The 21,237-nt window shown below is 44.8% G+C and carries 16 protein-coding genes and 2 pseudogenes; 5 read left to right on the top strand and 13 right to left on the bottom strand.

Annotated features, from left to right (window positions below; all coding sequences use genetic code 11):
• Positions 1 to 62: 62 nt before the first annotated feature.
• The gene (locus tag LC065_RS20430; RefSeq protein ID WP_371933414.1) at positions 63 to 518 is read left to right on the top strand and encodes a hypothetical protein; all 456 of its coding nucleotides are present in this window, start codon (positions 63 to 65) and stop codon (positions 516 to 518) included.
• Between the two features lie 11 nt (positions 519 to 529).
• Positions 530 to 1,213, top strand: coding sequence for a S1C family serine protease (locus tag LC065_RS20425; protein ID WP_371933413.1), 684 nt, complete (start codon positions 530 to 532; stop codon positions 1,211 to 1,213).
• A 782-nt stretch (positions 1,214 to 1,995) separates the two neighbouring features.
• Here the strand turns inward: LC065_RS20425 and cls are convergent.
• The 9 genes from cls to LC065_RS06440 form a co-directional block, all read right to left on the bottom strand.
• A complete protein-coding gene (gene cls / locus LC065_RS06480; protein ID WP_226595029.1) occupies positions 1,996 to 3,438 on the bottom strand; it encodes a cardiolipin synthase in 1,443 nt (480 codons plus the stop codon).
• A 223-nt stretch (positions 3,439 to 3,661) separates the two neighbouring features.
• Positions 3,662 to 4,144 carry a transcription repressor NadR gene (locus LC065_RS06475; protein ID WP_306163826.1) on the bottom strand — a complete coding sequence of 161 codons (483 nt, stop codon included), beginning with the start codon at positions 4,142 to 4,144 and terminating at the stop codon, positions 3,662 to 3,664.
• A gap of 81 nt (positions 4,145 to 4,225) precedes the next feature.
• Positions 4,226 to 5,683: a glycoside hydrolase family 32 protein gene (locus tag LC065_RS06470; protein ID WP_226595025.1), complete on the bottom strand. Its 1,458-nt coding sequence runs from the start codon at positions 5,681 to 5,683 to the stop codon at positions 4,226 to 4,228.
• Between the two features lie 415 nt (positions 5,684 to 6,098).
• On the bottom strand, positions 6,099 to 6,596 hold the full coding sequence (locus tag LC065_RS06465; RefSeq protein WP_226595022.1) for a PTS sugar transporter subunit IIA: 498 nt from the start codon (positions 6,594 to 6,596) through the stop codon (positions 6,099 to 6,101).
• A 182-nt stretch (positions 6,597 to 6,778) separates the two neighbouring features.
• A complete protein-coding gene (megL, locus tag LC065_RS06460) occupies positions 6,779 to 7,963 on the bottom strand; it encodes a methionine gamma-lyase (RefSeq protein ID WP_226595020.1) in 1,185 nt (394 codons plus the stop codon).
• A gap of 247 nt (positions 7,964 to 8,210) precedes the next feature.
• Complete coding sequence (locus tag LC065_RS06455) at positions 8,211 to 8,582, bottom strand: MFS transporter (RefSeq protein ID WP_306163825.1); 372 nt, start codon at positions 8,580 to 8,582, stop codon at positions 8,211 to 8,213.
• The gene (locus LC065_RS06450) at positions 8,497 to 9,231 is read right to left on the bottom strand and encodes an MFS transporter (RefSeq protein WP_306163824.1); all 735 of its coding nucleotides are present in this window, start codon (positions 9,229 to 9,231) and stop codon (positions 8,497 to 8,499) included. The genes LC065_RS06455 and LC065_RS06450 overlap by 86 nt, the downstream gene beginning before the upstream one ends.
• A 5-nt stretch (positions 9,232 to 9,236) precedes the next feature.
• Positions 9,237 to 9,659, bottom strand: a complete 423-nt coding sequence (locus tag LC065_RS06445; protein WP_226595015.1) for a MarR family winged helix-turn-helix transcriptional regulator — start codon at positions 9,657 to 9,659, stop codon at positions 9,237 to 9,239.
• A gap of 103 nt (positions 9,660 to 9,762) precedes the next feature.
• On the bottom strand, positions 9,763 to 11,019 hold the full coding sequence (locus LC065_RS06440; RefSeq protein WP_226595013.1) for an EAL and HDOD domain-containing protein: 1,257 nt from the start codon (positions 11,017 to 11,019) through the stop codon (positions 9,763 to 9,765).
• A gap of 146 nt (positions 11,020 to 11,165) precedes the next feature.
• Between LC065_RS06440 and LC065_RS06435 the strand changes: the two are divergent.
• Both LC065_RS06435 and rarD read left to right on the top strand, forming a co-directional pair.
• Positions 11,166 to 12,756: pseudogene (locus LC065_RS06435) on the top strand (FAD-dependent oxidoreductase).
• 108 nt (positions 12,757 to 12,864) lie between these two features.
• Complete coding sequence (rarD, locus tag LC065_RS06430; RefSeq protein WP_226595009.1) at positions 12,865 to 13,770, top strand: EamA family transporter RarD; 906 nt, start codon at positions 12,865 to 12,867, stop codon at positions 13,768 to 13,770.
• Between the two features lie 115 nt (positions 13,771 to 13,885).
• On the opposite strand, the gene LC065_RS06425 is transcribed toward rarD, so the two are convergent.
• A complete protein-coding gene (locus tag LC065_RS06425) occupies positions 13,886 to 14,851 on the bottom strand; it encodes an NAD(P)/FAD-dependent oxidoreductase (protein WP_226595007.1) in 966 nt (321 codons plus the stop codon).
• Positions 14,852 to 14,977: 126 nt separating this feature from the next.
• Positions 14,978 to 18,145 (bottom strand): annotated as a pseudogene (locus LC065_RS06420) (efflux RND transporter permease subunit).
• 115 nt (positions 18,146 to 18,260) lie between these two features.
• Between LC065_RS06420 and LC065_RS06415 the strand changes: the two are divergent.
• The gene (locus LC065_RS06415) at positions 18,261 to 19,106 is read left to right on the top strand and encodes a TetR/AcrR family transcriptional regulator (protein WP_226595003.1); all 846 of its coding nucleotides are present in this window, start codon (positions 18,261 to 18,263) and stop codon (positions 19,104 to 19,106) included.
• Between the two features lie 60 nt (positions 19,107 to 19,166).
• Here the strand turns inward: LC065_RS06415 and LC065_RS06410 are convergent, their stop codons facing one another.
• Together LC065_RS06410 and LC065_RS06405 are read right to left on the bottom strand one after the other, a co-directional pair.
• A complete protein-coding gene (locus LC065_RS06410; protein WP_115823467.1) occupies positions 19,167 to 19,622 on the bottom strand; it encodes a hypothetical protein in 456 nt (151 codons plus the stop codon).
• Between the two features lie 36 nt (positions 19,623 to 19,658).
• On the bottom strand, positions 19,659 to 20,879 hold the full coding sequence (locus LC065_RS06405) for an NAD(P)/FAD-dependent oxidoreductase (protein WP_226595001.1): 1,221 nt from the start codon (positions 20,877 to 20,879) through the stop codon (positions 19,659 to 19,661).
• Positions 20,880 to 21,237: the final 358 nt, after the last annotated feature.

Genomic DNA, 21,237 nt, shown 5'->3' with positions numbered 1-21,237 from the left:
TTGTCAGAGGGAAACACCACAGATCAACAGCGAATTATAATGAAAGGGGCGTCGTTTCTCTAATGTTTGATGAGCAGAAGCGAAATGATAAGAAACAATACAAACGTTCCGGTATAGCTTTTAGTGTTTTAGGAGCCATTGCAGCTGTTTTTCTAGTTACCACCGTTTTTCAGTGGCAGGGCATTTCAATAGATATCAATACTGAAAAGCCGACAGCACAAGCCAACGAACTGAATCTCGGGAAAAACCAGGAGGAAGTGACTCAAGCAGTCAACGAAGCTTCCGAAGCGGTTGTAGGAATTAGTAATGTCCAAAATACAGGACAAGGTGCTAAAAAAGCCGGTACAGGTTCCGGGGTCATTTATAAGGAAGAAGGCGGAAAAGCTTTTGTTGCCACCAACCATCACGTCATCGAGAATGCTTCTGAACTTGAAGTTATTCTGAGTGATGGAACAAAAGTGAAAGCCGAACTAAAAGGCAGTGACCCTTTAACAGACCTGGAGCCGTTTTACAAATAGATAGCGAACATGTGCAAAAGGTTGCTGAATTAGGTAAAGCCAGTGACGTAGAGGTCGGGCAAACAGCCATTGCCATCGGTAACCCGCTGGGCATGGAATTCGCAGGATCCGTAACGAAAGGAATTGTCAGTGGTTTGAACCGTAATATTCCAGTCGATATTAACGGTGATCAACAGCCAGATTGGCAAACCGAAGTCCTTCAAACCGATGCAGCCATCAACCCAGGTAACAGTGGCGGTGCGCTCATCAATCTGCAAGGCGAAGTCATCGGAATCAACTCTATGAAAATCGCAAAAGCCGAAGTTGAAGGAATAGGATTCTCTATCCCAATGGACGTTGCTAAACCTGTCATTGAAGATTTAGAGACGAACGGCGAAGTTGAGCGTCCTTACATGGGAGTTTCCCTGCAAGACTTGAACCAAATCCCTAACCCTGTGTTACAACGTGAACTAGGGTTGCCAGAAAAAGTGACTGAAGGCGTCCTCGTCCAAGGCGTCGAAAAAGGCTCCCCTGCTGATGAAGCAGGACTTGAAAAGTACGATGTCATCACCGCCATCGACGGAAATGAAATCGAGTCACTCATCAGCTTGCGACAGTATCTCTACAACCAAGCACAAGACGGAGATACAGCCGAGCTTGAAGTTTACCGTGACGGCAAACCAACCACCGTCCAAATTACGCTAACCTCTCGATAATTGAACAGATATGAAGAATACGTGATGAAGAAAGATTGTAAAGTGGAAACGCTGATGGGGATTCGACATCCAATAGATACGATCGATCCCCCCTCCAAATAGCTATTAGATTAAACAATTCCCTTCAGCCTTTCTCGTGTTACAAAGGAAAACCAATACCAAAACAACCTCTCTCAAAAAGCCCTGCGCAAGATGCGCAGGGCTTTTTAATCTATTCAACTATTTGGCAAGATTTTGGAAGAATCGAATTCAAGGTGCTTTGGGGTTCGTTGCTGAGTTAAGTATCAGGGTTGGTCGGGAAGCAACTCGCTTTCCTGTGGGGGAGCGCCGAGCTTCCTCGGGCTACCGCCCTGCGGGATCTCGCCTGTCTCCTTCTCCCACGGGAGTCTCGCAGCTTCCCAACCACCCCATTCCATGAATGTGAGAAACAAACCCCTTTACAGTGGGAATGTGCCTTCCACTATCCTGGTGTTATAAGCATAAAGCGCTCTACAACAAGCTTTTCGCATGCAGAATAGCGTCCTTAGGAGTTCATTACTGTCTAATTACCATGTGCATAAAAACAGTTTTTTTCATAAGTGGTTTCGAGATACTTATTTGGCAAAGGGGCGGAGGGGAATGGCGAGACTCCTGCGGGAAAAAAGTGCATGGTGAGACCCCACAGGACGCAGTCCGAGGAGGCTCACCGCGCTCCCGCGGAAAGCGAGCTATTCCCCGCAGCCCCCATCCACTCAACAAAAGTCTCGAAACTGGGTCTTCTACAATCTTGAAGAGTAAAATAATTATAGGATTGGTGATAATAGCCTTGAGATGGCTTCTTTGAAACGGATCCATTTTGTTCTGGATTGATAGAGTTTGAATGTCAGCTCTGTCGACTCTACAATGTCCTCATGGAAACGATCGGCTAATGACTGCGCGACTTGTGGATGATACAAAAAGGCGTTCACTTCAAAGTTCAGCCGGAAGCTTCGGACATCAATATTGGCTGTACCTACGGAAGCGATTTTGCCATCAACGACAATGGTTTTGGCGTGTAAGAAACCTTTTTGATACACATAAATGCTGGCACCTGCTTTTAACATATCTCCAATGTTTGAAAATGTTGCCCAGTACACAAATGGATGGTCCGGTTTATTAGGAATCATGATACGCACGTCCACTCCTGACAGGACCGCTACGCGAAGCGCATCAAGCAAGCTGTCATCAGGAATGAAGTATGGAGTTTGAATGTACACATACTCTTTAGCGGACAGGATCATTTTCAAATAGCCATGCTTGATTTGTTCCCATTCCGAATCAGGACCACTGGAGACGATCTGCATGCCGACATCGCCTTTCGGTTTAGCCTGGTAATACCTCTGCTCATAGACAATATCTCTGCGTGAAGCATGGTTCCAATCAAGGATGAAGCGTGTTTGCATGTTGCTCACCGCTTCTCCTTCCACGCGTAAATGGGTATCCCGCCAATATCCAAACCTTTTATTAAAGCCCAAATATTCGTCACCGATGTTGAAACCTCCGATGTACCCGATTTCACCGTCAATAATCGCAAGCTTTCTATGGTTCCGGTAGTTAATCTTCATATTTACTTTAGGGATAAAGGAAGGGAAAAACGACTCGACTTGCACGCCAGCTTCTTTCAGGCTCCGCTTATAGGAACGCTTCAATAATCTTGAACCCATGTCATCATACAAGAGTTTGACTTCCACACCTTCCATCGCTTTCCTTTTCAGTACATCAGCAAGACGGTGCCCCAGGTTATCGTCTCTTAAAATATAATAAAGCAAGTGAATATGATTTTCTGCTTTTTCAAGATCTTCAATAAGTGCATGAAACTTCTTTTGCCCATCCGTAAATATTTCAACTTGGTTATTTTGCGATAATAGCGCATCATTGTTTTTCAGATGCATATAAATTAAATCTTCATATGGAATGATATCTTCATGTTGGACTTTCAATTCGTTATTCTTGATGGCTGTCAATTGTTCTTGGACCGCAGCAAGAAGTCCAAGACGACTCTTTTTGTCCCAGGTGAATATTTCTTTATTGCTGAGTCGGCGTCCGAAGATCAGATAAAGAAAGAAACCTGCGACAGGGATAAATAGTAAAACCATCAACCACGCCCATGTTGCACTGGCATCTCTTCGCTCAAGGAAGATGATGGCTAAAGCAAGCAACACGTTCAAGGTCAGAATGATACTCACAAAAATCGGCAGGATGTTCAACGTGGCCACCTTCCTTTTTCTAACAAGAAATCATGATATAAATATATCATATTCCTTCCATTCGTTGATTACGACATGCCTGGCCTGTCGTCTTTCTATGAAAAAAGTAAAAAGAGATAAGCCCTCCTTTAAAGAATGCCTATCTCTTTTCAAGATATCATGGTTATTTCGTCATCAATATACCTGCTTCTTCCAATGCCGTCTCCGCCTCGTCGAGGGCTTCCTAGCTGTCCGCCGCAATGGTATGCGTATGGATGCCGCCTGTCAATTCGAGTAAGTAAGAGGCTTTGGTGCTGTTCACTTTCTCGATGAATTTCTTTACATCACGGCGATTCGAAATGGTAAGTCTGGCCGTTAAATCACCATAAATAGGGTGTTCGACAACGACATCCTGGACATGAACACCATGATCAACCAGAATATTGAGTTCCTGTTCTGTTTCGTCCCCCTGGTGCTTGCATACAATCGTACGTTGATAGGGCAATTCTTCTTTTCCATCCATCATGTACATATACCCTTGGCTTGTGGCGACGATCGGTTCATTCTTTGCTTTCAGCAGGGAGACATCACCGACAATGACTTGCCGGGTCACGTTCATTTCCTCCGCAAGAGAACTACCTGTCACAGGAGCACCTTTTTGTTTTAATAAAGCAAGGATAAACTCTCTTCGTTCATTCGCTTTCATTTTCTTTGAAGATTGACTCATAGACATGACCCCTCCGTGCAATTTACATAAAATTATCTTACCACAACAATAAGGTTTTCAGAAAGCGAGCCCCACTCCCCATTAAGAGTACTCATAACCTTTCAAGTCCCATTTTTCAATGGAGAAAGTTGTGGATCCTAAAGACGTAAAGAGGATATGTTCTTCTTCCGCTTGAGGATAAATCCTAGAAGTAAATACTTCTTTCCCACCATTAATGAAAATTTCAACTGATGACTGATCGATAAACAAACGAAGGTCCTTCAACTCCTCGTCCAATTTCACTCGACGGAACTCCGTTTTGGAACGGTCTTCTAAGTGCGGTCTGGATAATGTGACGACATGGTCTTTGTAACTTAATGAGGCATACTGAAAAAGCTCGATGGCGAACATGTCTTCCAGTGATTCAAAATCGAGGTTCAACTCAATCGATCTCCCCTGCACCCCTCTCACCGCTTTTTGATCATTTTCAATCGTAATCGATGAATGCATTAAAACGGGTCCACGCATGTCGGCTAGCTCAGGAAGGGGAGCTTGAATGATTCTTTCACCATCCCACTTCAATTCACGCGGAATCGTCAAGCAATGAACCCACCCATGTTCAACAGTCGGGTGTGCTTGTTCATATTGCTCCGGAACACCCATCCAGCCGACGAGTATCCTTCTTCCTTTTTCATCCTGGGTGGTTTGAGGAGCATAAAACTCAAAGCCTCGATCCAACTCGCGAAATTCTCCATGTTGGAACGTTTCACCGGTCTCGTTCCATTGCCCGATAAAATACCCACTCTGATATGTATTCGCATAGTCCATTCCATCAGCCTCAAGCCCCTGTGGACAGACCATGAGCACGTCTGCATTATTTAACTCGAATAAATCCGGACATTCCCACATGTAACCGAACTCGCCCAGCTTCCCTTCTTTACTCCCAGCGATGGGACCAACGTGCTCCCATGTGTGAAGGTCCGTCGAACGGAACAATACAGCCTTCCCTTGCTTGTCTTCTGTTTGTGCTCCAACCACCATGTACCATTGGTCACCCTTTTTCCATACTTTCGGGTCTCTAAAATGACCCGTATAACCTTTGGGTGTTTCAATGATGACGCCTTTTTTCTCAAACTGTAACCCATCCCGAGATACAGCAAGACATTGATATTCTGCCTCTGGTCCATCTTCACCTTCAATGTTCCCCGTGTAGAAAAGGTGCAATTGATCATTATGAACAACAGCGCTGCCCGAATAAACACCGTCCTTGTCATACCAATCAGATGGAGTCAAAGCGACAGACTCATGCTTCCAATTCACAAGATCTTCAGATGTGTAGTGTCCCCAGTATTTTGCCCCATGAGCTGTAGAGAATGGCATCCATTGATAAAAAAGATGGTACGTCCCATTCCATTGTATGAATCCATTCGGGTCGTTCATCAAACCGACAGGCGGCATGTGATGGTAATGCTGACGATACGTGTCCGCTTCTACAGTTTGCTTATGTTCTTGTATTTCTGTTTCCACTTTCTTACGCAGCTCTGAATCACGCTTAGACATAACGCTTCTCCTCCTTTTTCTTCCTTATCCGTCTTCTTTCTTGCCCCATTATAAAACATCCCACCGTCCTCCGCCATGAAAGATCTCTTCTTGAAGACTAAGTCTCGAGATATCCAGAGAGTTTCCATTATATTTGCTAGCTTTTAAAGATCGGAGCAATCACTCGCTTTCCACGGGCGCATGGTGACCATTTAGGGACTGGTTGCTGATACTGGTTAAATCATTGAAGTCACTGATAAATGTGTGAAAGGCACCGATAAAAGGCCGGAAGTCACTGATAAGTACCAGCCACCCACCGATATATGCTTAAAACCCACTGATAAATCTTATTAACGTCTTATAAATATTCTCTTTTTGGATCATACGTTAAGAAAAAGCCTGAAGTACTAGGGTACCTCAGGCTTTCTGGGTTTAATTATTTCGTTTTCAGTGTAGCGATGGTAGATTCGCCGGCGTTGGCGCCGTCGCTATAGGATGGATCGAAGTTTTCGACTATATCATCATAGTTTGTAATGACTACAGGCGTGATCGTGCTTTTCGCTTTTTCTTTAACGAGGTCCATGTCAAACGTAATCAAATGATCGCCGGCATTTACTTTATCTCCAGTGGTGACATGCCCTTCAAAACCTTCCCCTTCCATAGAAACCGTTTCAAGGCCAATGTGTACAAGAACTTCCACACCTGACTTCGTTTTAATTCCTACGGCGTGGTTAGTAGGGAAAAGTTGGACGATTTCTCCGGATACAGGGCTCACTACTTTTCCATCAGTCGGTTCAATAGCTACGCCGTCCCCCATCATCCGCTGACTAAATACAGGGTCGTCCACATCATCCAGAGGAACCACTTTTCCATTTACCGGAGCGACAATCTGTTCCTCCACACTCTTATTGTTACCAAACAGTTTTTTCAACATAACTCCATCGTCCCTTCTATGTTTTTTTTATGCGACAAGCTTGAACTTTTATTTCTCTTCACACTGGTAATACTTTTCCCCATGTGATGATGGATAAACACATATAAGTTAACGATTATTGAAGACTCTCTTGTGAATATGAAAAGAGCTCTATGCTTTTGCATAGAGCTCTTGATTGTGTATCATACTTTTTTCAAAGACTGATGGAGATCTTCCCAAAGATCTTCAACGGATTCCAGCCCGGCGGATAGCCGGATGAGTGTATCCGTAATCCCCATTTCCTGCCTCTTTTCTTCGGGGACGACTGCGTGAGTCATGGTAGCCGGATGCTGGATCAGTGTTTCTGCATCTCCGAGGCTGACGGCAATTTGAATCAGCTTCAGCCGGTCCATGAATTGCTGCGCCTCTTTTTTATCCCCTTCTATTTCAAAGGCAAGCACGCCTCCACCTGTTCTCATTTGCTTTTGAACAATATGATATTGCTCGTTTCCTTCCATCCCTGGGTAATACACTTGTTTGACTTTGGGATGGTGATCCAGCCTTTTCGCCAGATCATAAGCGTTTATGCTGTGGCGGTCCATACGTACATGGAGGGTCTTTAAACCTCTCAGTAAAAGCCAGGCATCAAATGGTGATAGGACACCACCGATATCTTTCTGTTGAGACATGGCTAACTCATCCATGAATTCTTTGTTCCCTACGACAAGTCCAGCAATGACATCGCCGTGTCCACCGATGTATTTGGTGGCACTATGCAGAACAATATCACACCCAAGATCCAACGGGCGCTGAAGATAAGGGGTGCAAAAAGTGTTATCGACAACGACGGGGATGTCATGTTCTTTCGCCACCCGTGCCACCATAGCCAGGTCAATGATTTTCATTGTCGGATTAATGGGGGTTTCAATAAAGATACAGCGGGTTTCAGGAGTGATCTTCTCCCTCACATCCTCCTCTGTTTCCATATAGCTGAAATCATGGGTGATTGCATATTTTTCTTCAAACATCTGCAGTAAACCATAAGTACAGCCGTAAAGACCATTTGAGCACAAAACATGATCACCAGCTTTTGTGAGTGCTATTAAAACCGCCGATACAGCAGCCATACCTGAGGCGAAAGCAAGCCCCCGTTCTCCACCCTCCAGAGTGGCAATACGCTCTTCTAATGTTCGTACCGTCGGGTTACCAAGTCTCGTATAAATGTATCCTTCCTCTTCCCCCGCAAATCTCCGTTCGCCCTCAGCGGCAGAAGAAAAAGAAAAAGTAGAAGTTTGAAAGATTGGTGTCGTCAAGCTTCCATCATATTTCTCTGCTTTTTCATGATTATGGATCATTGCTGTTTCAATCCGTTTCTCTTTGTTTTTCAAAACGGCCTTCCCCCTCACTTTGTAAGCGTTTTCAATTAATTGTAACAAAAGAAGGAGAAAAAGACCTCCTTCTTAACTACTATATTCAATCCTCTGCTTGGCGTTCGAGCGGACCTTTCTTCCATGCAAGAGAATATAAAGGAAGACCGCACCGAATACGACAAAAGAACTGTTAAAATATAAAGAGGAAAATCCGATGCCTGTAGCAATCGCTCCCACAACATAGGATCCTACTCCAATTCCTATATCAAAAATTGTAAAGAAAGTGGCTGTAGCTGAGCCTGCTCGATCTGGTACTTTTTTTCAAAGCGATGGTCTGCATACTTGGAACGAGGGTGCCCCACCCAAGCCCAATCAACCCACCAGCCAACAATAGAACAAAAGCCGTGTTGGCAAAGCTGAGGATCAGCATCCCTGCACCAAAGGTAAGGATAGATGGAATGACAATCACATTTTCTCCATATTGATCAAACCACCTTCCTGTAAATGGCCGGGAGACAAGTAGCACAAGAGCATAAACAACGAAGAAGTAACTAGCCGCCTGGGCAAGGCCGAGCTGGTTTGCATAGACGGAAACAAAAGATAAAACCCCCCGCGTAGGCAAGCGCCATGACGGCACCGGTTAAAGCTATAGGGATTACAGGTTTTTCTAAAAGGTTGTGCATGCTTGGGACTAAGCTTTTCTTTGCGGGTGCGGCAAGGGCATCTACGCGAATGACAAGTCCTGTAAGCAAAGCCAAAACAGCAAGAGCGACACATACGTAGAACATTACGGTGAAGCCTGCATTCTGTATCAAAGTAAGACCCAGAAAAGGACCAATGACCATCGCGAAGTTCATCGACATCGCAAAATAACCGAGTCCCTCCCCTTTTCTTTGATCCGGAATAACGTCTGCAGCAATAGCCCCTAGAGCTGTCGTGCCCATCCCGAAACCGATTCCTTGTATAAAGCGAATGATGAGAAGCGTAGAAAAGGAGTCAAACCATAGATACAAAAAAGAACTCCCTAAAAATATGCTTAAAGCAATCACAACCACAGGCTTCCGTCCAAAGGATTCCACCCACTGCCCTGAGAGTGGGCGTATAAGAATGGCTGCAAGCAAGAAGACCGTAATAATCAGTCCTGCTTCCCCTTCGGCCACTCCGATGGATTCCATCGTATAGATCGGCATAGTGACGAACAGAAGATAAAAGACTAAAAATACGAGGAAGTTGCTCGCACATACATTAAGAAAACTACCCGTCCATAAACGTGGTTGTCTCTCCATCAGCTTCACCCCCTTTCTTCTTCAATCAGGTTGGAGAGCGTAAGTACATGCTCTTCCAATACGGTTTCCCTTCGCTCGCCTAAACGTTCCAGTAAACGCGCTTCTGCATTTTGTATGGCCTGCTGCCAAATCGGATAACGTTCTCTTCCTGCTTTCGACAACGTGATATCATTCGTGCGCTGATCAGTGCTCTTGTTTTTTTCGATATACCCAAGAGCCTCCAGTTTAGCAATGACCCTTGATAATGGGGGTGCTTCAATATTCAAGCGGTCTTTAAGCTCTGCCTGTGTCATCGATCCTCCATGGCTGTGCAATTGAAATAATACCGCCCAGTGAGACATATAAATATCTTCGTCCTGCAATCCTTCATTCAAAAATTGGTTTACATTTCTCGATAATTGTTGAATATGGTGAAAAAGCAAACTCATGATGGACACTTCCTTTCGTTACCTAGGTAACATTCTTAACAAAAAAAGGGCTCTCTTTACGAGAGCATCTTAAAAGATCATAACATACATGGTTCCATTTATACTATTTTGTCACCTTATTGGTAAAGTGTTCATGATAGAGCTGTTCGGACCACGCGATGGCTTGGCCGTATACTTCAAACACTTCCGAATAGGACAAGCCCCACTCAGCCAAGTGAGTTTCCAACCACTCAAAATCCGCTTTTTCCATCGCAACAGCCATATCCAAAACGAGTCGATACGTATTCTGCTGCCCTTCTAAAGCTTTCTTTATCTCTTCGTCGAGAGGCAATGAATCAATGACTTCATGGGCAGGTCGTTGAGTGATTACATCGATTAACGACATGAATCCGGTCAGGAAATATCCGTCCGCCTTTTTTTCTGCTCTGATTCTGACGGCCATCTGTTCACACAATTTGGCACGAACAAGACTTGTTTTTATGACAAGTTGCGATTGTGTCGAGGTGACCGAAGTCGTTTGTTCAACCGATAATACGTATAACCACTTTTTCAGGCCCTCAGTACCTAACAGCATGACGGCTTGTCTGATCGATTGAATCGGTACTTTTGTCCGTTGCTGAGAGGAGTTGATCAAACGCAGCAATTTGTAAGTAAGGGCTAAATCCTGTTCCATGATTTCCGTTACTTTTTCAATATTAATCTCTTCATCCGTAGCTGTAAGCTCTTTAATCATTTGAAAATAGGTCGAGGAAAGAAATGGGATATCCATTCCTTTCACGATTACCGGCTTACTGAAATAAAACCCCTGAAAGAGCGAAAATCCTTCCTCTATGCAACGTTGATGCTCTTCGTGGGTTTCCACTTTTTCAGCTAACAACGTCACCCCATACTCTTCCCCTAACTGAATGATTTTCGTCCGATTCTCATCCGTCACTTCCCGAATATCCACTTTTAAAATATCCACATAATGAAGAAGTTCATATACGGACGGGCGATCGATATCAATAACATCATCAAGAGCAATCAGATATCCTTTTTCCTTCAAGGTTCTGCAAACTCTAATGAGGTCGAGGCTGAACGACACGTGTTCAAGGATCTCAACGACCAGCTGTTCAGAATTGAAGTATTCAGGGACTTGTTCGAGCAGAAGATCTTCCGTGAAATTGATAAAACATGGCTTGTTGTGTGACAAGCGCTCTAAGCCGATCGTAACAAAACTGTTCATCAAAACTTCTGAGGTTGCCTGGCTCCCATCCATCGGTACGAACCGATTTTCTTCACTGTTCCGATACAGTAGTTCATAGGCATATACATCATTCTCGACTGTCAAAATCGGCTGCCGCGCCACGAATACTTCCATCCTGCTTACCACCTTCATGCGTTTCTTACCATCTTGTTCAAGTATACTACAAAGCCTAAATGTTGTTAATTTTTCCATGGAAAAATACATGAAACCTTTGTAGAGGGAAAGACTGAAAGAAACGAGTCATTTCAGGAGGGAAACTCATGGAACAACACGAGAATTGGACTCAACCAGAACCTTTATGGCGAGAAAATATGTCATTGCCGACTTTTGAAGCTATGAAAGAGGATACAACGACAGAGGTGGCTGTTGTCGGTGGCGGAATCACCGGGATTACGACCGCTTACCTTTTAGCAAAAGCAGGAAAAAAAGTTACCCTTATGGAAGCGGATGAACTGTTGAATGGTACGACAGGTCATACGACGGCAAAAGTAACGGCTCAACACGGATTGATCTACCATGAATTATTAAAACACTTTGGTGAAGAGGAAGCTTCACTATACTATCAGGCCCAAATGAGTGCCCTGCAGTCCATGGAGGAATGGATTGACAAGTATCAAATCGATTGCGACTGGGTGAAAGAGGATGCTTACCTCTTCGCTACTACGAAAAAGGGTGCGCATAAACTGAAAAATGAATATGAGGCCTATCAAAAGCTCGGCATTCCAGGTGGCACGGTTGATGCCCTCCCTTTTGACATGGAAGCAACGAAAGCACTCAGCATGAAGAATCAAGCGCGCTTCCACCCCCTCAAATACTTAGCTGCACTCATTGAAGAATTCGTGACTCTGGGTGGAGAGATTTTTGAACACACGAAAGCCACAGATGTAAAAGAAAAGGACCGCATTGAAATCCAAACAGGAGATGGGCATATGCTTGCCTGCGAGAAGTTGGTTTCATGCAGCCATTTCCCTTTTTATGATGGAAAAGGATTTTATTTCAGCCGCATGTATGCCGAGCGTTCCTACCTCCTTGCCATTGAACCTGAAAAAGAAGTACCTGAAGGGATGTATTTGTCGATCGATGAGCCGAAACGTTCCATCCGCACGGCTGAATACAATGGAAAACCTGTGTTGTTGATCGGTGGGGAAAGTCACAAGACAGGTCAAGGGTTGGATACATCGTTCCATTACAATGCGCTGGAAGAATTCGCTGCCCAGACGTTCGGCATAAAAGAGAAACTGTTCCAATGGTCAGCACAAGATCTCACCACACTTGATAAAGTACCGTATATCGGCCCAATCACACGAAACAACGATCGCGTATTCATCGCTACAGGTTTCCGTAAATGGGGCATGACGAACGGGACGCTCGCAGCTAAACTGATTAGTGATTATGTCCTTGGTGAGGAATCTCTTTTTCACGAACTATTCAAACCTACACGCTTCAAGTCAGACCCTAGCATGAAGCAATTTTTATCCCAGAATTTTGATGTCGCTGTACACCTGGTCGAAGGGAAACTGGAACTTGTAGCCGAACGCCCGAACTCTCTCAAAAAAGGGGGAAGGGATGGTCGTCCAGTGGCGCGGAGAAAGAGCCGGTGCGTACAGAGATGACGAAGGCAAACTGCATGTCCTCGACACGACCTGCACACATATGGGGTGTGAAGTCGAATGGAATAGTGGTGAACATACGTGGGATTGTCCATGTCACGGGTCCCGTTTTTCCTATGATGGGGCGGTTGTCGAAGGCCCTGCTGACAAGCCTCTGATGAAAATTGCATTAGAAGGGCAACCGGATCACCACGCTCCACTAGGAGAAAGTAACGCAGAAGAACACGGTGAACAACCTTAATGTGCATGGCCCGTCTTATGGGCCATGCATTTTTCAAGCTTCGCCTTTCGAACGGTGATATAATGAATCGGATGAACAAATATCCCGACATACGAAAGGGTCCTCACCATGATCAATGAACACAAACTAGGTGTTATCTATACGGCCGGTGCTTACATCCTGTGGGGTGTGCTCCCCATTTACTGGAAGATGATTCAAGAGATTCCCGCTTTTGAAATCCTGGCTCACCGCATCGTCTGGTCCTTCCTCTTCATGGGACTCGTAATCTTAATGGCAAGGAAACAGAAAGAGTTTATGCGGGAATGCCGGCAAATCGTAAAAAATAAGAAACAGTTGATTGGCATCACCCTTGCCTCCATCACAATCAGCATCAACTGGGTTACATATATACTTGCGGTCAACACGGGTCACGTCGTTGAAGCAAGTCTCGGTTATTACATCAACCCGCTCGTCAGTATTCTGCTCGGCATGATTGTGTTAAAAGAAAAATTCTCAAAAGCCCAATGGCTCGCCTTCTTACTAGCAGGGTTAGGGGTTATGTATATGACAGTCAACTTCGGTTCCGTCCCGTGGCTTGCTTTGCTGCTCGCCTTCAGCTTTGGATCATACGGACTTTTGAAAAAACTTGTCCCTTTGAATGCCATGTTCGGTTTGACGATTGAAACGTTGATTGTCACTCCAATCGCTCTGGTCTTTCTTCTCCAACAACAGACCGGCCAATGGTCCACGATAGATTTTTGGTCGTGGACGACGGCCATCGTTTTCGGCGCCGGAATCGTCACAGCGATCCCCCTCCTCTTGTTCTCGGCAGGGGCAAAAAGAATTCCCTTATCAATGGTGGGGTTCCTTCAGTATTTCGCTCCCACCATCATGCTGATTATAGGTATCTTCCTATATGATGAGCCTTTCACGGATGTTCACGCTGTATCCTTCACCCTCATATGGGCAGGACTCGCGGTTTATACCGTCACAAGAATGAAACGATTGAAAAAATATGAAGCGAAAGCAAGTTAAAAAAGGTTGGGGGCCATGCATGGCCCCCAACCTTTTTACTGGCTCCTTTGGCGCGAAAGGTCATCCTCAAAACGGATGACCTTTCGCTTTGTTAGGCAGACCGCCTAACATAAGCTCACCAACTCAAATAAGCTGCCGCATCTTTCCCTGAGAGATAAGCACTTTCAAACCTCGTGCGTCCGGCTTCATCATTTAGTCTCAAAAATGCATCACCGGCGACTACGAGACGTCCATCTCCTGAGAGATCGACATAAGGCTGCCGCATCACTTTTTTGGCCTGGGCGTACCTCCAACGTTTCAACTGTTCGGACTCCAGCTGTTTCCAGTTCAGATAACCCGCTGCCTTTTCTTTAATTAATGACATCACGTAATCTTCACCATAATGTTTCCGTGACCAGTCCGCTTCCATATAGACGCTCACAATCGTATCATCTGATATCCCTTTTTTTCGATGATCGACCATCCGTTCCATCCCTTCAGGCAGGCCCACATCTACATGGCCATCTTCCGGTAGTTCCGTCTCTTCTTTGAAATGGAAAATGCCAACATACGTTGGTTCGAAATAAATGCCCCTAAGTTGCTTCAGTTCTTCTTCTTCAACCTCCACTTCACTATTCTTCAATAATTCAGTGATCTGAGGTGATGGCATTGTCAGAAGTACTTTATCTGATTGCCACTCTTTTCCGTCTTCACTATAAAGGCGATATCCTCCCTCTACTTCAAGCAGTTTGACTACTTTCGTATGTAGGGAAGTGGGAAGACCTGAAGCTAACTGCTTCGCAAGGCCGTTCATGCCCTGTACAGCGGTGTAGCGAGGGTATTTCTCTCCAAACCATTGTTTAATCCATCCTTGATCGAGCCAACCCTGCACCTCTTCTTCTAATTCATCTGTTCGTACGGTGAAAAATTGTGCTCCGTGATCGGCCCTTCCATCTGCTACTCTTCTTGTGGCGAGTCGTCCACCGACACTTTTACTTTTATCTGTTAACAAGAGATTACTTCTGCCTTGTTTCTTTAATCTCCGTGCTGCTGTAATGCCGGCCAGTCCCGCACCTATGATCGTAATTTCATAATGATCCATCCGAACCCCTCCATTCAACGATTTATAGTCCATTCCCACTGCCATATAAATAAAACGATATCTTCTTACATGTTTAGAAAAAAAGAACACCCTCATCATGTGAGGATGTTCTTATTCTACCAAAATCTATTTCGCAGTTTCTGTCTTTTTCTGTCTACGGAACTTCATTAATGTTTCGTACGCCAGCGGTACGATGAGTAGTGTTAGGAGTGTGGAACTCGCTAACCCTCCGATAACCGTAACTCCAAGACCTTTACTGATGATTGAACCACCTTCAAATCCAAGCGCCAGCGGAAGCAGGGCTCCGATTGTGGCAAGAGCTGTCATCAAGATCGGGCGGAGTCTAGTCATTCCAGCATCGAGCAGCGCTTCGCGTGTAGAGAAGCCTTCTTTTTCTTTATAAATGACACGGTCGACGAGAACGATCGCATTGGTCACAACAATTCCGATCAGCATCAATGCACCGATCATGGCAGAAATACTAAGCGTTTCTCCACTGATCAATAATCCAAGAACCGCTCCGATAATGGTAAACGGTAAAGAGAATAGAATTGCTAGTGGCGCAAGTCCTCCGCCAAAGAAAACAACAAGGATCAAGTACACGATTGCGATAGCCGCAAGCATGGCTATACCTAATTGGGAGAACGATTCATTAATATCTTCCGCTACCCCGCCTTGAGTAATTTCAACACCGGATGGCGTGTCAATGTCCTGTACTTTTTCATTGACATCTTGAGAAACGGCACCCACGTCATCTACTGTAATTTCCGCACTGACACTTGCATACACACGTCCATTTCTCCGTGTAATTGTATCAGCTGTTGTCCCCTCTTCGATTTCGACAAGTTCACTGATGGCGACTGTCTGACCCGTTGGAGATGTGATTTCTTTCTCAGTTAAGTCTTCAATTCCAGTAATGTCTTCTTTTTCAACTTCGAGATAGACATTCAGTTCCTCTCCATCCCGTTCAATCGTCGTGATTACGGGCTCCTGACGATTTTGCCCGAGCTCCATGCCGATTTGGGCAGCTGTAAGACCTAATTCACTAAGACGTTCATGGTCGGCTACAAGCGTATATTCCTCGTAGGACTCTGAAAGGCTGGAATCGACGTTTCTCAAATTCTCTTCTTCTGCAAGAAGTTCTTCAACTTCAGTTACGACTGGTTTGATTTCTTCTGTATTATCTCCGTACACACGCAGTTCAAGTCCACTGCTTGATCCTGCTCCAGAGAAATCCTGACTCATCCATTCGCCGTTTTCGGTTTGTTCATTCAAGCTGTCTATGACGGCTTGCGTTTCTTCCAAAAATTCTTCGGTATCATCGGCATATTCCACGTAAAACATGGCTTGATTGGAAGCGCCAGGGTTCATCGGGTTTTCGCCACCGACAGAGTATTGAACCGTTTCCGCTCCATCACGGTCCATAAAGAATTGCTGTGCATCTTCAGCGATACGTTCCACATCGTCTGATGTCTGCCCCGGTTCAGGACTGAAGGTTGCAACGACCATTTTCTGTTCTTGTTCAGGAAGAAAACTTGTTCCCACAAGTGGAAGAAGAGCGATACTTCCGACAAGAACCAAGACAGCGATGATGCTGGAAATGATTTTATGGTTCAGCGTACTATTCAGGACCTTTTTATAGAAAAGAGCGAGTTTTCCTGCCCCTTCTTCATGTGTACGTCCCTTTATCTTCGATTCTTTTAATAGAGAATGAGACAGCATCGGGACAATGGTAACAGCCACAAGCAAAGAGGCTAACAAGGCAAAAACTACGGTTAGTGCAAACGGTAAGAATATTTGACCGACTGTACCTTCCACAAGGCCCAGCGGCAGGAACACAGCGATCGTTACAAGCGTCGATGAAAGGATCGGCATGAACATCTCTTTCGTCGATTCACGAATCAGTGCTTTTCCTTTTAACTTCTCTTCCGATAACGACATCCGTCTGTATATGTTCTCAACAACAACAATCGAGTCATCCACCACACGTCCGATCGCAACCGTCATGGCTCCGAGGGTCATGATATTCAAAGTGATGTCCATCCAGTTCAAGAATAGAATGGCAATCAATAAGGATAGCGGAATGGAAATGACAGAGATCAGTGTCGTCTTGATGTTGCGTAAGAACAATAAGATGACGAGGACAGCAAATATTCCACCAAACAATGCCTTATTAAGCATGGTACTGACAGACTCTTCAATCGGCTCGCCCTGGTCAAAGGAGTACACAAACTCTACCCCATCCAGCTCTTACTGGAAAGATTCTGTTTCTTCTTTTACAAGGTTTACGACATCAACCGTATTCGCTTCTTGTGATTTGACAATCTGCAAGGAAATGGAATCTTCTCCATTCGTACGGGAAATGGATTCAGCCTCTCCAACGACCTCTACATCAGCAATTTCGCCCAGGGTGACCGTCGGAATGCCATCCATTGCTGGCATGTCACCGGTCGTCGCTCCCTGTCCCTGACCTCCTTGCTGTGCTTCTGGAGGAATTTGCTCTGCTCCTTGCGAAGGCATTTGTTGACCTTGCTGAGCCCCTCCTGCAGAAGGAATAGCAGGGATCTTCAATTCTTTCAATTCTTCTACACTTGTAAGGTTTCCATCAATGACGACAGATTTCTGAGTATCATCAAACGTGTACAAACCTAGCGGGAAGGAAACATCCGACCCTTGAATGAAACTTGTAATGGTTTCTTGGTCGAGACCCCGTTCATTCAATACTTCTTCATTCAAATCAATCCGGACTTCTTCAAGCTGCTGCCCGGAAACCTGCACATCCGCAACACCTTCAAGCCCCTCAAGAGAAGGCACAATCTCTTCTTCTACTGTTGTCGTCAATTGTTCAAGAGACCCATCTCCATTGATGGCACTCAAGCTCACGACAGGAAAAGCGTTGAAGTTCAGACGAGATACGGAAGGCTCTTCTGCTCCTTCCGGCAAAGTCACTTGATTGACGGCTTCTTGCAATTCATCCTCTGCTTCATCTAAACTTTTATCAAAGCTATATTCCAACTGAAGCGAAGAAGCATTTTGAAAAGATGAAGAACTGACTGTCTTCACTCCACTTAAATTGCTCACTTGCTGTTCAAGTGGTTCTGATATTTGATCAGCCACCTCTTCTGGTGTAGCCCCTGGATACGTCGTTGTCACCGTAATGATCGGTGGCTCGATATCTGGTATCGTTTCAAGCTTCATATTCAATCCAGCATATAAACCTGCAGCGGTAATGAGGATTGTCATCAGCCAAATTGCAAATTTGTTGTTCATCGAAAAATCGATGATTCGTTTCATACTCAACTCTCCCCTTTATTGACCAGTTAGTCATAACACTATAAAATATAAATGACCAACTGGTCAGAGGTCAAGAGAAAACATCAACTTCTCCAAGTTTGAAGGAGCGACAACCATGGAACAAAAATCAATATATATTATCGAACAGTCCATCAAACTGTTTGCCAAAAAAGGATTCAGCTCTACTTCCGTTCAGGAAATCGCAAGTGCATGCGGAATATCCAAAGGAGCATTCTATCTCCATTTCAAATCGAAAGATGCTTTGCTGCTCGACATTTTCAATTATTATTATCAACGGATTCAGACGCGCATTGACGAAATTCAAAAGCTCGATGCTGATGATCGTACTAAGTTTAAGAAACAATTGCAGGTCACATTCGAAGAACTAGCCGATCACCGTGAATTCATCATTATGCAAATCCGTGAACAAGCCATTCCCTTTAATGAAAACATTGAACAATTCCTCACTCAGATGCGTGTGAACTCCTATCTTTTCTACAAAACCCACTTGCAAAACATCTATCAGGAGCGGGTGAGTGAAACCGGATGGGAGGTCAGCCTGATCCTGCAGGGAATGTTCAAAGGGTATATGGATCTAATCATTATTGAAGGGGCTGATTTAGACCTCGAGGCCCTAACGGAAGCGATGTTACGCAGAACAGACTACATTGTCGAAGGTTTTGAAAAGAGTGGTGACCAACCAGTCATAACGGAAGGAACCATGCGCCAGCTCTTACCTGCTACCTTCTATGGAAAAGAAAAAGAGCGATTGCTATCTAGTTTAGAGGAACTAGCCAACGAAGGAGACCAGGAGATTAAAGATACGGTGCATGTCCTGACTGAAGAGATGAAGAAGGAACAGCCTCGATCTGCCATTTTAAAGGGAATGATGGCAAACCTCGAAGGTTCCTCACTTTACACCGAAACGATCGCCAGCATCAAAAAATACTATCAATTATAAAAAGAGTCTCCCAATTCTATGGTTATATAAAAAGCTCAGGCATCTGGCCTGAGCTTTTTGTTATACACGTTCTGCTTCTAGTACTTCATCGAGAATTGGATAGACAGCTTCTACGCCTTCTTCTGCGACTAAACAAGCTACACCAAGCGGGGTTTCCCAAAAGGAATCAGGAATATAAGGGTTTTTAAGCCCTGCCGGCTGGTAAAGTGAACGGTAGATGCGGTTCAAATGCTGACGTGTCTCTTCAGGATCTCTTTCTTTTTCACCACGGGCAATTAAGAACACGTAGCGCATCGACTGAAACAAGTTGTCTCCTGGCATGAACGTATATTCCTTAAAGAACTTCAGCTGTTCCTGCGCTTTTTCCTTCAAACCCGATTGGACAGCCAAATCATCGAGATGTTGTTGCAAATGGTTGTGCACCTGTTGGAAAACTCTCCGTTTTTCATCCTGCATGACTTTATCATTATAGATTTCCTGCAATTTTGTAAATGCGGTTTCTTTCGTCCATTCCATCTTGATCACCTCATTACCTACATTCTACTTTTATCGCTAGGATTCCTTTTTAAATCCGAACTGTTCTGCTTCCATTTGCATCGCTGTATGAAGAAGAGGAAAATCTGCAGCATCATTTTCTAAATGACGGGATAAATTGGGGACCAGTTTGTTCCATACCATTGGATTTGCTGCCATCGATTGAAACAAAGCCAATTCATTATCTGTCCATTTTCTTAAGGACTGGATGTAATGAAGGGTCATTTGGAAACCAGGGAAAAGCTGCTCGTCCCTCTTCCTTGCGAACTCCTCCATTGCTTCATCCACCGTTACTCCTTCATCGATCTTCAAGCAGGCATCGGCCAATAAGAATGACTGCATAAATGCATCATTGATCCCTAACCCTGTACTCGGGTCTTTGCTGTGGCCAGCATCTCCGATCAATGCCCAGCCATCACCATACGCCGTTCGGAAAAAGTTCGGCATGCCTGGTGTTCCAATGATCTTCCCTTGAAGCTTGGCACCTTTCATTCTTTCCTTCATTCCGTACATTTGATCAAACGTTTGTTTAAACGATTCTTCCGGGTTTTTCATCATCGATTTGAATTCTTCTGGATGGATTTCTATGCCCAGGCAGTCTCGGTTGGGCTCCATTGGAAAAACAAAGCCAATTCGACCTTCATGAAGAAAGATCTCTGTAGCAGGTTCCGGTAAAGGCTCTACCCCCTCAAAATACCCGTAGACGACCGGGCGCAAAGGCTTGGTTTCTTCATACTTCTCTGCACCTGTCCAATGAGCAATGTTCGAGTTTTTCCCATCAGCCCCAACGATCAAATCAGCATAGAAATCTTGTGGGCTCCCTTTTTCTATTAGACTGACGCCAACGACCTTCTCCTCTTCCCAGATCAATTCTCGTGCCGCGGTATCGGGTTTGAAATGGACGGATGGGAAAGTGACCGCTCGATCAATCAGCATGGAGTCGAGCTTGTCTCTTCTTGGAATGATGGTATAGGACGTCCTTGGTCCTTCTACGAAACTGCTCCCAATATAGGTCCTCATTCTCGTTACTTTTCTCAAACCCGACTCTTCGAGTTGCTTAAGCACGCCTAATTTTTCTAAGAATCCTGTGTGGGACATAAAATGAGTGGATAATGTATTACTTGGAAAACTGGCTTTATCAACAAGGAGGACCTTCTTCCCCATTTCTCCTAACAATATAGCTAAACTTGCGCCGGCTACACGTGCACCGACGATAATGACATCATAATGAGCATTCATGATTGCACACACCTTCACGTATCGTTTACCTCCATCATAACTGGAGTACCACGAAAACTCTAGAGTGGTCAGTTGTAGATAAGCTCCCTTCAGTTGGAGACTCAGTTCGAGATGTTTCCGTGGTTCGTTGCCATAATAAGCGCTAGGGGTGGTTGGGAAGCCGCTCGCTTTCCTGCGGGGATGACGGCAAGCCTCCTCCAGCTCCGCTCTGTGGGGTCTAGCCAGCCAATCCATTCCCGCGGGAGTCTCGCAGCTTCCCAACCACCCCATTCGATGAATGTGAGAAACGAACCCCTTTACCCATTTGGATTGTCTTCCACTATACTACTGTTATAAGCATAAAGCGCCCTGTATCAAG

Source organism: Halobacillus litoralis (assembly GCF_020524085.2).
GTDB classification, from domain to species: Bacteria; Bacillota; Bacilli; order Bacillales; family Halobacillaceae; genus Halobacillus; species Halobacillus litoralis_E.
The sequence above is the reverse complement of the archived record's forward strand: the minus strand, read 5'-3'. Positions and strand labels throughout refer to the sequence as shown.

What these genes read in the sequence shown, in the direction of transcription:
- LC065_RS06425 (WP_226595007.1), bottom strand. Translation starts at nt 14,851, where the DNA reads ATGGATCATTATGAAATTACGATCATAGGTGCGGGACTGGCCGGCATT.
- rarD (WP_226595009.1), top strand. Translation starts at nt 12,865, where the DNA reads ATGATCAATGAACACAAACTAGGTGTTATCTATACGGCCGGTGCTTAC.
- LC065_RS06470 (WP_226595025.1), bottom strand. Translation starts at nt 5,683, where the DNA reads ATGTCTAAGCGTGATTCAGAGCTGCGTAAGAAAGTGGAAACAGAAATA.
- LC065_RS06415 (WP_226595003.1), top strand. Translation starts at nt 18,261, where the DNA reads ATGGAACAAAAATCAATATATATTATCGAACAGTCCATCAAACTGTTT.
- LC065_RS20430 (WP_371933414.1), top strand. Translation starts at nt 63, where the DNA reads ATGTTTGATGAGCAGAAGCGAAATGATAAGAAACAATACAAACGTTCC.
- LC065_RS06445 (WP_226595015.1), bottom strand. Translation starts at nt 9,659, where the DNA reads ATGAGTTTGCTTTTTCACCATATTCAACAATTATCGAGAAATGTAAAC.
- LC065_RS06440 (WP_226595013.1), bottom strand. Translation starts at nt 11,019, where the DNA reads ATGGAAGTATTCGTGGCGCGGCAGCCGATTTTGACAGTCGAGAATGAT.
- LC065_RS06410 (WP_115823467.1), bottom strand. Translation starts at nt 19,622, where the DNA reads ATGGAATGGACGAAAGAAACCGCATTTACAAAATTGCAGGAAATCTAT.
- LC065_RS06465 (WP_226595022.1), bottom strand. Translation starts at nt 6,596, where the DNA reads ATGTTGAAAAAACTGTTTGGTAACAATAAGAGTGTGGAGGAACAGATT.
- LC065_RS06450 (WP_306163824.1), bottom strand. Translation starts at nt 9,231, where the DNA reads ATGGAGAGACAACCACGTTTATGGACGGGTAGTTTTCTTAATGTATGT.
- LC065_RS06405 (WP_226595001.1), bottom strand. Translation starts at nt 20,879, where the DNA reads ATGAATGCTCATTATGATGTCATTATCGTCGGTGCACGTGTAGCCGGC.
- LC065_RS06475 (WP_306163826.1), bottom strand. Translation starts at nt 4,144, where the DNA reads ATGAGTCAATCTTCAAAGAAAATGAAAGCGAATGAACGAAGAGAGTTT.